At 68.9% G+C, this 14,770-nt stretch carries 11 protein-coding genes and 1 pseudogene; 5 read left to right on the top strand and 7 right to left on the bottom strand.

From position 1 onward, the window contains the following. Positions 1-87: 87 nt before the first annotated feature. Both sppA and IEQ11_RS22865 read right to left on the bottom strand, forming a co-directional pair. Positions 88-1,977, bottom strand: a complete 1,890-nt coding sequence (sppA, locus tag IEQ11_RS22860) for a signal peptide peptidase SppA (protein WP_096416766.1) — start codon at positions 1,975-1,977, stop codon at positions 88-90. A 173-nt stretch (positions 1,978-2,150) separates the two neighbouring features. Further along, entirely contained in the window at positions 2,151-3,584 is a 1,434-nt protein-coding gene (locus tag IEQ11_RS22865; RefSeq protein WP_046658184.1) for an MATE family efflux transporter, read from the bottom strand. Between the two features lie 125 nt (positions 3,585-3,709). On the opposite strand from IEQ11_RS22865, the gene IEQ11_RS22870 reads away from it, so the two are divergent. The 4 genes from IEQ11_RS22870 to IEQ11_RS22880 all read left to right on the top strand — a co-directional run bounded on the left by IEQ11_RS22870 (position 3,710) and on the right by IEQ11_RS22880 (position 8,097). Continuing rightward, positions 3,710-5,254: a DUF3667 domain-containing protein gene (locus IEQ11_RS22870; RefSeq protein WP_191821110.1), complete on the top strand. Its 1,545-nt coding sequence runs from the start codon at positions 3,710-3,712 to the stop codon at positions 5,252-5,254. Continuing rightward, positions 5,251-5,598, top strand: a complete 348-nt coding sequence (locus tag IEQ11_RS22875; RefSeq protein WP_191821109.1) for a DUF4286 family protein — start codon at positions 5,251-5,253, stop codon at positions 5,596-5,598. The genes IEQ11_RS22870 and IEQ11_RS22875 overlap by 4 nt, the downstream gene beginning before the upstream one ends. Positions 5,599-6,132: 534 nt before the next feature. Further along, positions 6,133-6,654 carry a hypothetical protein gene (locus IEQ11_RS26105; RefSeq protein ID WP_484502705.1) on the top strand — a complete coding sequence of 174 codons (522 nt, stop codon included), beginning with the start codon at positions 6,133-6,135 and terminating at the stop codon, positions 6,652-6,654. A gap of 18 nt (positions 6,655-6,672) precedes the next feature. After that, entirely contained in the window at positions 6,673-8,097 is a 1,425-nt protein-coding gene (locus IEQ11_RS22880; RefSeq protein ID WP_191821108.1) for a trypsin-like serine peptidase, read from the top strand. Between the two features lie 198 nt (positions 8,098-8,295). Here the strand turns inward: IEQ11_RS22880 and IEQ11_RS22885 are convergent, their stop codons facing one another. After that, positions 8,296-8,916 (bottom strand): DUF3106 domain-containing protein, encoded by a 621-nt coding sequence (locus tag IEQ11_RS22885; RefSeq protein ID WP_191821107.1) that lies wholly within the window; start codon positions 8,914-8,916, stop codon positions 8,296-8,298. Positions 8,917-8,960: 44 nt separating this feature from the next. Further along, a complete protein-coding gene (locus tag IEQ11_RS22890; RefSeq protein WP_191821106.1) occupies positions 8,961-9,980 on the bottom strand; it encodes a sigma factor-like helix-turn-helix DNA-binding protein in 1,020 nt (339 codons plus the stop codon). Between the two features lie 442 nt (positions 9,981-10,422). Between IEQ11_RS22890 and IEQ11_RS22895 the strand changes: the two genes are divergently transcribed. After that, positions 10,423-12,669, top strand: a complete 2,247-nt coding sequence (locus tag IEQ11_RS22895) for a primosomal protein N' (protein WP_191821105.1) — start codon at positions 10,423-10,425, stop codon at positions 12,667-12,669. Between the two features lie 162 nt (positions 12,670-12,831). On the opposite strand, the gene IEQ11_RS22900 is transcribed toward IEQ11_RS22895, so the two are convergent. From IEQ11_RS22900 to IEQ11_RS22910, 3 genes and pseudogenes are all read right to left on the bottom strand, one after another. Beyond that, on the bottom strand, positions 12,832-13,254 hold the full coding sequence (locus IEQ11_RS22900; RefSeq protein ID WP_191821104.1) for a g-type lysozyme inhibitor: 423 nt from the start codon (positions 13,252-13,254) through the stop codon (positions 12,832-12,834). A 154-nt stretch (positions 13,255-13,408) separates the two neighbouring features. Continuing rightward, complete coding sequence (locus IEQ11_RS22905) at positions 13,409-13,618, bottom strand: hypothetical protein (protein WP_191821103.1); 210 nt, start codon at positions 13,616-13,618, stop codon at positions 13,409-13,411. A 245-nt stretch (positions 13,619-13,863) separates the two neighbouring features. Continuing rightward, a pseudogene (locus IEQ11_RS22910) lies at positions 13,864-14,694 on the bottom strand (NYN domain-containing protein); the annotation flags it as partial. Positions 14,695-14,770: the final 76 nt, after the last annotated feature.

The raw sequence follows: 14,770 nt of genomic DNA on the forward strand, positions 1-14,770 counted from the left end.
CCCGTTGGCTTGTGACTGTTCGCGGCTGCGGTCCTCACCCCAGCCCTCTCCCGCGGGGCGGGAGAGGGAGTGGAATCGCCGCGGTGGTTACAGCTCGCAGAAGCAATACGCCAGCGACTTCACCGGCACGCCGCTGGTCGGCTTGATCGAGCTTTCCAGAAAGCGCAGGTCCGATGCGGTCTGCGGCAAGGCCTTGGCCAGCAGGCCGCGGGCGAGGTCGGAACGGCCCAGCAGCGCGCTGCCGGCCTGGCTCTGGGCGAGACCGGCGAAGAAACGCTCGAACGGGGTCGGCATCTTCTCGACGTAACGCACGCGGTACTCGCCGGCCTTGCCGAGCTTGGCGCGCGCGGCGACGTCGGTGATCGCGTCGGGCAGGCCGCCCAGCGCGTCGACCAGACCGCGTTCCTTGGCCTGCGCGCCGCTCCACACGCGACCGCGCGCGATCGCGTCGATCTCGGCCACCGGCTTCTTGCGCGCGTTGGCGACGCGGCCGGTGAAATCGGCATAGCCCTTGTTGATCACGGTCTGGATGACCTGGCCGACTTCCGGCGCCAGCGGCCGGGTGATGTCGAAGGAACCGGCGAAGCGGGTGGTGCCCACGCCGTCGGTATGCACGCCGATCTTTTCCAGCGCGCGCGGCACGGTCGGGATCATGCCGAAGATGCCGATCGAACCGGTGATGGTCGAGGCGTCGGCGTAGATCTTGTCGGCGTTCATCGAGATCCAGTAACCGCCCGAGGCGGCCAGATCGCCCATCGACACCACCACCGGCTTGCCGGCGGCCTTCAGCGCGACGATCTCGCGACGGATCTGCTCGGAGGCGAACACTTCGCCGCCGGGCGAATCCACCCGCAGCACCACCGCCTTGACGTGCTCGTCGTCGCGCGCGTCGCGCAGCAGCGCCGCGGTGCTGACGCCACCGACCGAACCGGGCGGCTGCTCGCCGCCGGCGATCTCGCCTTCGGCGACCACGATCGCGACCTGCGGACGCTGATCGGCCGGATTGACCATGCGGTCCATGCCGGCGACGTAGGCGTCGAACGAAATCTGGCGGAACCCGCCCTCGGCGTCGGCATCGGCGGCGCCGCGCTTGGTCAGCAGGGTGTCGACTTCCTCGCGGGTCTTCAAACCATCGATCAGCTTGAGCTGCAACGCGTACTTGCCCAGGTCGCCCTGGACCGCGTCCAGGCGCTGCGGCAGTTCGTCGATCGCGGCGGTCAGGTCGGCGGCCTTGAGCTTGCGCGCCTTGGCCACGTCGTCGAGATAGCGCGACCACAGGTCGTTCATCCAGAACAGGTCGGCGGTCTTGGACTCTTCCGAGGCGGCGTCGAGGATGTACGGCTCGGCCGCCGACTTGAACTCGCCGACGCGGAACAGGTGCACGTCCACGCCGAGCTTGTCCTGCAGGCCTTCGCGGTAGTACTGGCGATAACGGCCCAGGCCCTCGAGCATCAACCCGCCCATGGGGTCGAGGAAGATTTCGCTGGACTGCGAGGCGACCAGGTACTGCTTCTGGTCCATGGTCTCGGCGAAGGTGATGACTTCCTTCTTGCTCGCGCGCACCCGCGCCACGGCGGCGGCGACTTCGCGCAGCGAGGCCATGCCGGCCGCCTGCAGCTTGTCCAGGCGCAGCACGACGCGCTCGATGCGCTTGTCGTCCTTGGCCGCGTCCAGCGCGCGGATCACGTCGCGCAACTGCACTTCCGGATTCTTGTCGCCGAACGCGCGGCTGAGCGCGCGCGAGGCCGGGTCGGAGCTGTACTGCTCGACCAGATTGCCTTCCGGCGCGATCACCAGGGTGGTGCGCTCCTGCAACGGCTTGGCGCCGCCGCCGCTGAACAGCAGCATGGCGAGGAACAGCAACAGGAAGCCGAAGAACAGCAGGTTGAAGATCAACCGGCGGGTGAAATTCATCGTGTCCCAGACGCCGACGAAGAATCGCATCAACGGCCCGCGACTTGGGGTGGTTTGGTTCATTGCACAGACTCCATGTGTACCGGGTCAGACTAACCCGGCACGGGTTGCGGTTTCACCCGCCATTCGTACTGTGAAGGCCGGGAATCGGGAATCGGGAATAGGGAATCGGAAGATCAAGGGCCGGGGTTTCGGCTTTTCCGATTCCCGACTCCCAATTCCCGATTCCCGCTCTCTCAGGTGCAGCCGGTCTCATGCGGATCCACCTCATGCGGCGCCTCGGTCGCCATCCGCGCGGCCAGCCGCTCGGGCTGGCTGGAACGCAGGAAACGCAGGCCCAGCAACACCGAGGCCACGGTCAGGCCGGCGATCAGGCCGATCCACATGCCCTTGGGCCCCCAGCCCAGCCCCAGACCGAGCCCGGCGCCGACCGGCATGCCCACGCCCCAATAGGCCAGCGCGGCCAGGATCATCGGCATGCGGGTGTCCTTGAGGCCGCGCAGGGCGCCGGCCGACAGCACCTGAATGCCGTCGGGGAACTGGAACATCGCCGAATACAGCAGCAACGACGCGGCCAGGGTCGCGACCGCGGCGTCGGCGGTGTAGAAACTCACCAGTAGCTCGTTCGCGCTCAACAGCAGGATGCCCGAGCACAACTGGGTGGCGATCACGATCGCGTAGCCGGCGTAACCGGCCCGGCGCACGCCGAGGTAGTCGCGCCGGCCCATCGCATGGCCGACCCGCACCGTGGTCGCTTCGGCCAGGCCCATCGGCACCATGAAGCACAGCGCCGACAGGTTGATCGCGATCTGATGCGCCGACGCCGGCACTTCGCCCAGGCGGCCGATCAGCAGCGCGGTCACGATGAACAAACTGCCCTCCATCAGCACGGTCACGCCGATCGGCAGGCCGGTCGCGAGCAGGCCGCGGATGGTCGGCCAATGCGGCTTGTCGAAGCGCTCGAACAGGCGCAGGTCGGCGAAGCGCTTGGCGCGGCTGAGGACCACGAAGAAACCGATCGCCTGCGCCCACAGCATCGCCGCCGAGGCGATGCCCAGGCCGCCGGCGCCCATTTCCGGCAGGCCGAACTTGCCGAAGGTCAGCACATAGCCCAGCGGCGCCAGGATCAGCAGGCCGCCGGCGCTGAGCAGCATCGTCGGCAAGGTCCAGTGCAGGCCCTCGCTGAGATAGCGCATGCAGAAGAACAGGGTCAGCGCCGGCACGCCCCAGCGGATGCCGTGCAGGAAATCGCGCGCGCCGGGGATGATGCCCGGGGCGATGCCCATCGCACCCAGCGCATACGGGATCAGGGTCAGGAACGCGAACAGGAACACGCTCAGCAGCACCGCCATCCACAGCGCCTGGCGGAACAGCGCGCCGATTTCGCCGCGGCGGCCGGCGCCTTCGAGCTGCGACACCGACGGCGGCACCGACAGCAAGGTCCCGATCGGCACCATCATCGGCAGCCACCACAGCGCGGTGCCGATGGTCACCGAGGCCAGCGTGGTGGTGCTGTGGTGACCGGCGAGGGTGTTGTCGACGAAGCCGATCAGGCCGGTGGACACGTGGCCGGCCACCAGCGGCGCGGCAAGAATCAAGGTGGTGCGGATCTCGCCCGCCAGGCCGGAACGGGCGGCGGGGCGGGAATCGGTGGGGGATGACGCGGACATGGGAGAGGACCAACAGCACGACTGCGGCCGCGCATCCGGTCTAGGGCGCTGGCGCCGGGTCGCGGCGGACGGCTATCTTACCCGCTCGAAAGTGAAGGCCGGGGAGCCTCTTTTCTCGATTCCCAATGAGCGCAACCACTTCTTCAGGCGCCAGCCATGCTGGCGAGCACGAACCCGGCCACGAGCAGGACCGCGAGCAAGGCCACGCCCCCGGCGACGGCCACGGCCATCCCAGCCATTGCGAAAACTGCGCTGCGCCGCTGCAGGGCCACTATTGCCACGTCTGCGGCCAGTCGATCATCAACCCGATCCGCCACGCCGGGCATGCGCTGGAGGAAGTGTTCGAATCGTTCTGGCATCTCGACGGCCGCATCTTCCGGACTTTGCGCGATCTGCTGTCTCCGGGCCGGGTCGCCAAGAATTACATCGCCGGCCATCGCGTGCGCTATGTCGCGCCGCTGCGGCTGTTCGTGATCGTCTCGGTGCTGACCTTCTTCGTCGCCCAGTTCACCGTGCATTTCGACGAAACCAAGCCCGGCTTCGAGGTCGTCGACCTGCAAGGCACCACGGTGCGCATGGGCAACCGGCAGAAGCAGATCAAGAAAGCCGATTCGGTCGCCGAAGTCGAATCGCTGCGCCTGCAGACCATCAAGGAACTGCAGGCCGCGCGCGAAGCGATACCGGCCTCCGCCCGCGGCGCCATCGACAAGTCGATCGAGGGCGTGCAGCGCCAGGCCGACCTGCGCATCGAGACCTTGCGCGGCGAGCAAAGCCTCGACGAAACCGACATCGCCGAGGGCAAGGCCGAGGGCGCGCGCGACGCCGCCGAAGCGCTGGAGCCGCCGAACGGCATCGCCGCGGCCAAGACCCTGGCCGAGGTCGAACAACGCCGCGACGCGCTGATCGCGCCGCTCAAGGCGCAACTGGCGACCGCGCCGGCCGGTTCGAAAGCGCGCGACAGGACCAACCGCGAAATCGCCAAGACCAACGCCGAAGCCGGTTGCCGCATCGCCGCGCTGCAGATCGCGCACGCCACGATCAGCCAGGGCGCGCCGCCGCGCCCGCTCGACGCGCAGCGTTACGGCGACACCGATTGCGACGACGGCAGCCCGCTGTCGTTCAACGGCCGCGCCTGGGACGCCAAGACCAATCCGCTGACGGTGAGCTGGTGGCCGCAATTCGCCAACGACTGGCTCAACCGCCAGGTCGGCCGCGGCGAGATCAACTTCAAGCGCGCCAGCAAGGAACCGTGGCTGTACATCCACTCGCTGATCGCCGCGGTGCCGTCGGCGCTGTTCCTGATGGTGCCGATCTTCGCGCTGCTGCTGAAGCTGACCTACCTGGGTTCGGGCCGCGGCTATCTCGAACATCTGGCGGTGGCGTTGTACAGCCATGTCTACCTGTGCCTGTCGATCCTGGCGATGTTCGTGCTGGTGCTGCTGAGCAACGCGATCTCGCCGCACTGGAGCGGCTTCGCCTGGATCAGCGGCCTCGGCATCAGCGCGCTGTGGATATGGATGCCGATCTATCTGCTGCTGATGGAAAAACGCGTGTACGGCAACGGCTGGTTGCTGACCCTTGTGCGCTACACCGTGATCGGCACGCTGTACTTCGTCCTGCTGAGCTTCGCGGTGACCGCGCTGGCGTTCGCCGCGCTGGTACGGATGTGAGCACGGCGCGCGCGGACGCTGCCGGCGACATGGCCGGCGCGATCTACGAGGTCAACCTCGACCTCGACGCCGCCATCGCCGACGACTACCTCGCCTGGCTGCGCGAGCACATCGCGCAGATCTGCGCCCTGCCCGGGTTTCTCGGCGCGACGCTGCACCTTGTCGCCGACCCGCTCGCCGAACCCGGCCGCCGCGCGCTGTGCGTGCAGTACCGATTGCGCGACCAGGCCGCGCTGGACGATTACCTGCGCGACCACGCCCCGCGATTGCGCGCCGACGGCATGGCCCGTTTCGGCGGCAAGTTCAGCGCGTCGCGGCGAATCCTGCATCCCATCGCAAACTAAGCGCAGCCCCCGTAGGAGCGGCGCGAGCCGCGACCGCGCCACTTCGCTTGCATCGAAACCACCATCGTACGCGTCGAATCCCGCACCCCATCGCAAACTAAGCGCAGCCCCTGTAGGAGCGGCGCAAGCCGCGACCGCGCCACTTCGCTTGCATCGAAACCACCATCGTACGCACCGAATCCCGCATCCCACAGCAAACTGATCGCAGCCCCTGTCGGAGCGGCGCAAGCCGCGACCGCGCCACTTCGCTTGCATCGAAACCACCATCGTACGCACCGAATCCCGCACCCCATCGCAAAATGAGCGCAGCCCCTGTAGGAGCGGCGTAAGCCGCGACCGCGCCACCGCGCTTGCATCGAAACCACCATCGTACGCACCGAATCCCGCACCCCATCGCAAACTAAGCGCAGCCCCTGTAGGAGCGGCGTAAGCCGCGACCGCGGCATTTCGGCTACGGCGGAGGTTTCGATGCAAGCGAAATGTCGCGGTCGCGGCTCGCGCCGCTCCTACAGGTAGCTAAAGCTCAAACGAGCGATCGCTGCGATCCGGGCGAAAAGCGTCGGGGCTGAAGTCATTCCCACAACAACGGCCAGGTATTCGCGCAACACGCTTGCGTCGCTCAATCAAAGCAAGCCAAGCCGACCTAAACCGACATCGACGGTCGCATCCACTGCAATCAAACTTCCGCATCGGCGTGCTCGCCACGACCGCATCCAACACCGCAACGCCGAACCGATGCGCCGTATCGCTACTCACGCGCACCATGAACCAGTGCGATATCGCACCTGTACGCACAACCAATACACCACCACCTCACACATCGCACTAGCCGCATCGCCATCGCGCGAATCGTGGCATCGCGATGAACGCGCGCGATGCCGTTTCGCTTCGCCGACCAAACTGCCAACCGGGTTACAACATCCACGCGCCAACGCATCGACGAGGTGGGGTGAGCGCGTCGGGCCGCGTTTCGGCAACGTGTTCCCCACGAAACACCGACTGCATTCGACAAGCACATGCGCATCGGCAAGGTGGGATGCCCGCGCTCGGTCCTAGCCCAAGGAATCACTCATCATGAGCCACAAAAAATCCGCGCTGAATCTTCTCGCGTTCGCGTTGTCCGCGAGCCTGACCTCGGCGGCCTTCGCGTCGCAGCCCGCGCCCACGTCGATGGGGCCGGCGCCGGTTACCGCCGCGCCGCAGGCCGCCGCGCTGGGCGACGCGCAGATGCTGACCGTGCCCGCGAAATCCACCAAGCGCGCGGTCAGCCTGATCGCGCCCAGCCGCGCGGTTCTCGACAAATTCAAGGCGCGTCGTTCCGCTTCGAACCAACTCAAGACCCTGAGCATCGGCTTTGGCCGCAAGGTCGAGCGCAGCCGGATCGAACTGGGCGCGTTGGCGTGGGAGCCGCAGCAAGACGGCTCGAGCGCGGCGCGATTCGTCGTCGCCTCCGACGGCGCCAAAGCGCTGCGCGCGCAGCTGGCGCTGAAGGCGACCCACGGCGCGCGCGCCGACGCCGCGAGCGTGAGCCTGCGTTTCGCCGGCAGCGACGGCCGCGTCTTCGCCGAAAACGCAAGCGCATTCGCCGCCGGCGCGGGCTGGAGCCCGATCGTCTCGGGCGATTCGATGACCATCGAAATCCAACTGCCGAAGGGCGTCAGCCCGGAGTCCTATCGCCTCGACGTTCCGGCGCTGTCGCATCTGGTTTTCGATCCGCTCACCGATCGCGAGGACATCGGCAAGTCCTTCGGCGACATCGGCACCAGCGGCGCCTGCGAACAAGACATCGTCTGCCGGGCCAATCCGACCCCGGGCTTTATCGCGGCCAGCAACGCGGTGGCGCACATCGCCGTCACCCGCGGCACCGGCGATACCGGCTGGTGCACCGGTACCTTGCTCAACAACAGCAAGACGCCCAAGCGCGCCCTGCTGTGGACCGCGGCGCATTGCGTCGCCGATCAGGCCCAGGCCAGTTCGTTCGTGACCTACTGGTTCTTCGATGCGACCGCGTGCAACAGCAGGAAAGCCAGCGCGAGAACCGTGGTGCTGAGCGGCGGCACGACGCTGCTGTACCGCGATCGCACGAGCGATGTGACCCTGCTGGAGCTCAGGGCCGCGCCGCCCACCGGTGCGTTTTACGCCGGCTGGAGCAGCGAGGCGATCGCGACGGTCGGCACGCTGGCCGAGGGCATCCATCACCCGGCGGGCGACCTGAAGAAATACTCGCTGGCGAAAGTGACTTCGCTGTCGAGCCAGCAGACCATCGGCGGCGTGCTGACCAAGCCGGTGACCACCGCAAGCTGGACCGGAAGCGGCGTCACCGAGGGCGGCTCGTCCGGCTCGGGCTTGTTCACCATCGACGCCAGCGGCAATTACCTGCTGCGCGGCGGCTTGTCCGGCGGTCCGTCGTCGTGCAGCGCCAGCACGGCCAACAAGAAGGACTACTACTCGCAGCTGTCCTTTGCCTGGCCGAAGATCTCGCAGTTTTTCTCGCCCTGAGCCCGAGCAAGTCTTGAACGCTTGAAAACGGCGCGCTGCCGGCAAGGCCGGCAGCGTGTCCGTCGAGTCGGGCGCGCGTGGCTTGAGCCACGCCGCCAGCGCCACGTGTCGCCGCGACACGCGCGAAATTCAGCGGCCGACGCTCACCGCGGCGTCGCGCCGATCGTCCCATCCCCAAGCGCGAACATCAGCGCGCGCTCATCGGGTCAACGCCTCCTGCAACCACGCGCCACGCCGCGCCACCGGCACCGCGAGCAGATCGCCGCGCAGGCGCTCGCGATCCTGCGGCGCGGTGCGCTGCACCAGCACCGCCAGATCCTTGCGCTGGGCCGGGGTCAGCGCGCGCAGCGCGCTCAACAGCGCGGCGTGCTGGGCCTGCGGCAATTGCGCCAGCAACGGCTGCAACCCGGGATAGTCCGCACCAAGCGAGGGACCGAGCAACCAGCCGCGACGCTCGCTGCGATCGAGCGCGTCGAACTGCTCGCGCAAGGCGCGTTGCTGCTCCGGCGGCAAGGCGGCGTAGCGCGCGGCCGCGGCCTGCAGCTGCGCGCGTTCGTCCGCGCTCAGCGCCTGCCAGGCTTGGTAACGTTCGCGGCGCTCGCCGCGCTGGGCGTCGCTGAGTTCGCCCCATTGCGCGGCGCGGCGGCCGAAGTCGCGGCGCTGGTCTTCGTTCCAGCCGTCCCAGCGCTGGCCGTTGTCGCGCAGGCGGGCCTGGGCGTCGGCCGGCAGGCGCGGCAAGGCCTGCTCCAGTTCCGGCGGCAACGCGCTCGCCGGCCACAACACCGACATCACAACCAACGCGGTTGCGGCCAGCGTCATCCGGCGCGATCGGGCGCGCGAGCAAGGCGATGCATGACGCGGCATCACTCGCCCTCCGAGGCGTCGGTTTCCGACGATTGGGTTTCGCTGCCCGGCGCGGCCGGCGCATCGGGCACGACCGGGGTCTCCAGCGGCACCGCGGCGACGGCCGTGATCGTGCCGGCGTCGCGCGCGGCCAGCCAGCTGCGGAAATCCACGTCGGTCGCGGCGGCTTCGGCCTCCGGGTCGGCGAGCAGGGCGAAGTCGCGGTGGGCGATCAGTCCGGCCTCGCGGCCGTACCGTTCGGCCGGCGCGGACGCCTGCGGCAATGCGCTGATCTGGACGCCGTCGGGCGCGCCGAGCCAGCCGCCGGTCAGGCCGCCGCCGGGCCAGAACGTGGCCGCGAACGCCAGCACGCACAACGCCAGCAGGGTCCACAGCAACGGCATCAGCCAGCGCGGGCGCGACCGCGGCGCGCGGTTCGCGCGTCCCGGCGCCGACACCGGCGCGGCGCTCGCCGGCCCGCCGCTGAGCGCGAGTTCGCGCGCCTGGGCCAGCCGCTGCAGACGCTCGGGCGGCAGGGTCTTGATCCGGCGGTGGACCTGTTCGCGCAATTGCTGCCAGGCCTGCGGATCGGCGCGGCCGTCGGCGTGCCGCGGCAGCGCGCGCTGCAGCGCCAGCCGGTAGGTCGCCGGGGCGACCCCGAGCACGGCCGCGGCCTCGCCTTCGCTGAGCCCGGCGGCCAGCCGCAGCAGCAGCGCCGCGCGCGGTCCGCTGCCCAGTTCGGCCAGGCGGTCGGTGGCCTCGACCGCGATCGCGACTGGGGTGCGATGGGCCAGGCCGGGCTGGGTCAGCAGCAGCGACCAGAACCGGCTCGGCCAGTCGCTGAGCGCGGCGTCGGCGGCGATCGCGCGGAATGCGCCCATCGCCGCGGCCAGCGCGGCGTCGCCGGCGGCGGCGTCGCCGGCCTGCAATTCGGCCAGCACCGCGCCGCGCCGTTCGACGCCTCGCAGGAACGCGGACAGCGCCGCCGGAGCGGTCGAACGCGGTGCGGAAGGGCCCGTAGCGGGGGTCGTGGAACTCATCGGGACGGCTTCACCATACGGCGCATCATAGCGATGCGAGCGGCACACAAAACCGCTTGACAAACCGTGCAGACGCGTCCGCACGAAGCAGGACGCGGCTTGCAGCCAAATCCGGTTGTGCACAGCAGTAATAGAACCGTCATCCGCCTCAATTTCGCACCGCGCCGCGCCCGCATTACAACGATGTTTCACGAGCAAAGCCTTGATACGCAAGGGATTGGCGCGTCTGGCGATTTTTTCACCAACCTAACCCGAGGGCTTATTTCAACGCCCTCGCGCATCGCTGCGGACCCGCCATGCACAGATTTATCCACAGGCGGTGTGGATAAGGAGATTTTCCCTTCGAACTCGGCCACTTGCGTGATTATTGTCACTCAATGCAGAGCAATGCCCCGCAACTGACGCGTCTGCCGCCGTTCGCTCCAGCTCGCTAGACTGAGGCATGCCCGAGGCCCTGTTTCCACCGCCGTCGACCGTCTGGCGGGTCGCGTTGCCGCTGCCGTTGCCGCGGCTGTTCGACTACCTGCCGCCCGCCGAACCGAGCGCCGCGGGCGACCCGGTCGGCTGCCGGGTGCGGGTGCCGTTCGGGCGCCGCGAACTGATCGGCGTGGTCGTCGAAGTCGGCCCGCCCGAGGCCGGCACCGACCCGGCCGCGCTCAAGGCGGTCGCCGTCCGGCTCGACCCCGAGCCGCTGCTGCACGGCGAACTGCTCGACTCGCTGCGCTGGCTGGCCCGCTACACCCATGCCCCGCTCGGCGAAGTCCTGGCCACCGCCCTGCCCGGCCCGCTGCGCCGCGGCGAGGCGCTGGCCAATACCCATGCCTGGGCCTGGCGCCTGACCGAGGCCGGCGCCACCGCCCGCGAACGTCTGCGCGCCGGCAAGCCGCGCCGGCTCGCCGACCTGCTGGCCGAACACGGCGCGCTCGACGAGGACCGCCTGGACGAACTGCTCGAGGACTGGCGCAGCGCCGCGCGCGCCCTGGCCAAGCGCGAACACGCGCAGCGGATCGCGGTGCCGGCCGCGCAGCGCGCGCCGACGCCGCAGCCCGGCCCGGCGCTCAACGACGAACAGCGGGCGGCGACCGATTCGGTGCTGGCCGCGGGCGGCCGCTTCGCCGCGTTCCTGCTCGATGGGGTCACCGGCAGCGGCAAGACCGAGGTCTACCTGCACGCGATCGCCGACTGCCTGGCGCGCGGCAAGCAGGCGCTGATCCTGGTCCCCGAGATCGGCCTGACCCCGCAGACCCTGGCCCGCTTCCGCGCCCGCCTGGGCGTGCCGGTGCATGCGCTGCACTCGGGCCTGAGCGACGGCGAACGCGCCCGCACCTGGGCCGCGTTCGCGCGCGGGCAAGCGCGGGTCGCGGTCGGCACGCGCTCGGCGGTGTTCCTGCCGCTGCGCGAGCCGGGCCTGATCGTGATCGACGAAGAACACGACGGCAGCTTCAAGCAGCTCGACGGCATCCGCTATCACGCCCGCGACTTCGCCCTGGTCCGGGCCAAGGCGCTGGACGTGCCGGTGCTGCTCGGCAGCGCCACGCCGTCGCTGGAATCGCTGCGCAACGCCCAGGCCGGGCGCTACGGCCATCTGCAACTCAAACGCCGCGCCGGCCAGGCGCAGCCGCCGCGGGTACGCGTGCTCGACGTGCGCAAGCGCCCGCTCGAAGCCGGCCTGTCGCCGGAGCTGATCGAGCGCATCGGCGGCGAACTGCGCGCCGGCGGCCAGGTGCTGGTGTTCAAGAACCGGCGCGGCTACGCCCCGGTGCTGCTGTGCCACGACTGCGGCTGGACCGCGCACTGCCCGCGCTGTTCAACCCCGCTCAAGGGCACGCCGATGACCGTGCATGGCGGCGGCCGGCGCCTGCAATGCCACCACTGCGGCACCCGCCGGCCGGCGCCGGACGCGTGTCCGGACTGCGGCGGGCTGGCCCTGCAATCGCAGGGCGCGGGCACCGAGCGGATCGAGGAATCGCTGGCCGCGCGGTTTCCGGATTTTCCGGTCCTGCGCATCGATCGCGGCAGCACCCAGAAGCGCGATGCGCTGGAACAGATGCTCGGCGAATTCGGCACCACGCCGGGCGTCCTGGTCGGCACCCAGATGCTCGCCAAGGGCCACGACCTGCCGAACCTGACCCTGGTCGCGGTGGTCGGCATCGACGAGGGCTTGTTCAGCGCCGACTTCCGCGCGCCGGAAAAACTCGCGCAGTTGCTGATCCAGGTCGCCGGCCGCGCCGGCCGCGCCGACAAACCCGGCGAGGTGATGCTGCAGACCCATCACCCCGATCACGAACTGATGCACACCCTGCTGTCCGGCGGCTATCCGGCGTTCGCCGAAGTCGAACTGGCGCAGCGCGAAGCCGCCGGGTTTCCGCCGTTCGCGCACATGGCGTTGATCCGCGCCGAGGCGCAGGAAGTCGAAGCGGCGAACGCGTTCCTGGCGATGGCGCGGCGCGAGTTCGAACGCGTCGCCGGACCGCGCGGCCGCGCGGACACGGTGCTGGAAGTCAACGGCCCGGTGCCCGCGCCGATGCCGCGCCGCGCCGGTTACCTGCGCGCGCAGCTGATCCTGTCCGCGCCCGAACGCCGCCCATTGCACGCCGCGCTCGACGCCGCGCTGCCGGCGATCCACGCCGCGCCGGAAGCGCGCAAGGTGCGCTGGTCGCTGGATGTCGATCCTGCCGATCTGTACTGAACGCCCCAAGCCATTGCAGCGACTCATACCGCGCAGATGCTTCGTCGCTCCCTGTAGGAGCGGCGCAAGCCGCGACCGCGACATCTCGCTTGCGTCGTAGGTGCGATGTCGCGGTCGCGGCTCGCGCCGCTCCTACAGGGGTTACCGGCGGCTCGCGCGCGCTCAGCGCACCTCGATCTTCAGCGAATACTTCACCACCGCGCCGCGACGCGCGCTGGCTCGCGGCTGATACATCTGGATGCGATACACGCCATCGGCCGGCAGACGCGCGCTGCGGGTGTCGTCGCCTTCCAGCGGCAAGGCGAGCTGTTGCGGATCGGGCAGCACGTAGTCGGCCGGCGGAAACACGTTGAGGTTGGCGTTGCTGCTGCCGCTCACCTTCACGCTCAGCACCTGGCCGGCCTTGGCGGTGAGCAGATACTCGACGGTGTCGTAGCCCTTGAACGAGCCGTTGAGCGTGGTCGCGCTCTGGCCCTTGGCGAAATGCACCGGCACCTGACTGACCTTGTCGGTGGCCGAAGCGACCGACGAGGACATCAGCAAGGACAGTGCGAGCAAAGCAGCCGAAACGGGGCGAGCGATCATGGTTAAGTTCCATGGAGATGGGCGACGACCTTAGCCCAAGCCACGCCGCCGAATCGTGAACCGCACCGATGCGGCGAGATGACGTACCACCCTGCCCGCTCATCGCACGCAAAACAGCACACGGCCTCACGCGGCAACACCGACGCGGCGCGCGTTACCGCCTCACCGACGCAAGCCCGTGCCCGTCGCGTGCTTTCATCGCCGGAGATTCCGCCGACGGCGACACGCTGGCGCGCGCATTGACCGATCGCTGATAACCGACCGCGATCGCCGACGCCCCGTACAACTCCAAACCGACGCCGCTGCGATTCGCGCCGGCCAACCCCGTCGTGTTCATCGCCGCGACCGACATCGCGCCGCTCATCGCGCCCATCCGATCCAGACGCTGGTCGATATCGCCGCAACGCTGACGAGGTTGCGGACGAACGCGGATCAGGCCTGCGGCTTGCCCGCGGGTTTCGCGGGCGCGACCGGTTTGGGCGCGGGTTGCTGTTTCGCTTGTTGTTTCGGTTGTTGCTTGGTCTGCTGCTTTGGCTGCTGCTTGGCTTGTTGCTTTGGATTCTGCTTGGCTTGCTTCTGCGGCTGCGGCTGTTTCTTGGGTTGCGGCGCGGCCTGCGGCTTGGCTTGCGCCGCGGCCGGTTGCGCGGCTTTCTGCGCAGGCTCCGCCAGCGACTGCGCCGGCAAGGCCACGGGCTTGGTCACGCTTTTATTCTTGTCGCGTATCCACACATTGAGCGGATCGCGCCGAATCTCGAACAGACCCATCGCCTCGATCAGGTCGCTGAGCTTGGGATACCCATAATTGCGCGGATCGAACGAGGCCTGATTGCCGACCTGCTGTCCGACCGTCGCCAACCGCGACCAGCCATCGTCGCCGCTGGCCGAATCGGTCGCACGCCGCAGCATCTGCACCAACCGGGTATCGCCGCGCAGGTCCTTGGCGCTGCGCGGCGGCGTGGTCGCGACCTCGTCGGGCGGCGCGTCCTCGCTGGCCGGTTGGCCCAGGCCTTCGACATAGGTGAATTTCGAACACGCGTTGACGAACGGATCGGGCGTTTTCTTTTCGCCGAAGCCGTAGACCTTGACCCCGTCGGTAAGCAGACGCATCACCAGCGGGGTGAAGTCGGCATCGCTGGAGACGATCGCGAAGCCGTCGAGGTTGCGCGCATACAACAGATCCATCGCGTCGATCACCATCGCCATGTCGGACGCGTTCTTGCCCTTGCTGTAGGCGAACTGCTGGATCGGCCGGATCGCGAACTCGTGCAGCACCGCCTCCCAGCTCTTGAGGTTCGGGCTTTTCCAGTCGCCGTAGGCGCGGCGCACGTTGGCCACGCCGTAGCGCGCCACCTCGGCCAGGATCACCTCGATCTTCGCCGCCGGCGCGTTGTCGGCATCGATCAGCAGCGCGATGCGTTTTTCTTCCGAGGCCAGGCCCATGCGCGCGTTCTCCCTGCCGCCGGCCCGGACGCGGGCGGGCGTTGTCGCGGCCAGCCTAGCGCAACCGCCGCCGCGG

The organism is Lysobacter capsici (assembly GCF_014779555.2).
GTDB classification, from domain to species: domain Bacteria; phylum Pseudomonadota; class Gammaproteobacteria; order Xanthomonadales; family Xanthomonadaceae; genus Lysobacter; species Lysobacter capsici.

Bases quoted from the DNA above. Each gene is read 5' to 3' on its own strand.
- IEQ11_RS22890 (WP_191821106.1), bottom strand. From the start codon at position 9,980: ATGAGTTCCACGACCCCCGCTACGGGCCCTTCCGCACCGCGTTCGACC.
- IEQ11_RS22870 (WP_191821110.1), top strand. From the start codon at position 3,710: ATGAGCGCAACCACTTCTTCAGGCGCCAGCCATGCTGGCGAGCACGAA.
- IEQ11_RS22905 (WP_191821103.1), bottom strand. From the start codon at position 13,618: ATGAGCGGCGCGATGTCGGTCGCGGCGATGAACACGACGGGGTTGGCC.
- sppA (WP_096416766.1), bottom strand. From the start codon at position 1,977: ATGAACCAAACCACCCCAAGTCGCGGGCCGTTGATGCGATTCTTCGTC.
- IEQ11_RS22895 (WP_191821105.1), top strand. From the start codon at position 10,423: ATGCCCGAGGCCCTGTTTCCACCGCCGTCGACCGTCTGGCGGGTCGCG.
- IEQ11_RS22880 (WP_191821108.1), top strand. From the start codon at position 6,673: ATGAGCCACAAAAAATCCGCGCTGAATCTTCTCGCGTTCGCGTTGTCC.
- IEQ11_RS22885 (WP_191821107.1), bottom strand. From the start codon at position 8,916: ATGACGCTGGCCGCAACCGCGTTGGTTGTGATGTCGGTGTTGTGGCCG.
- IEQ11_RS22865 (WP_046658184.1), bottom strand. From the start codon at position 3,584: ATGTCCGCGTCATCCCCCACCGATTCCCGCCCCGCCGCCCGTTCCGGC.
- IEQ11_RS22900 (WP_191821104.1), bottom strand. From the start codon at position 13,254: ATGATCGCTCGCCCCGTTTCGGCTGCTTTGCTCGCACTGTCCTTGCTG.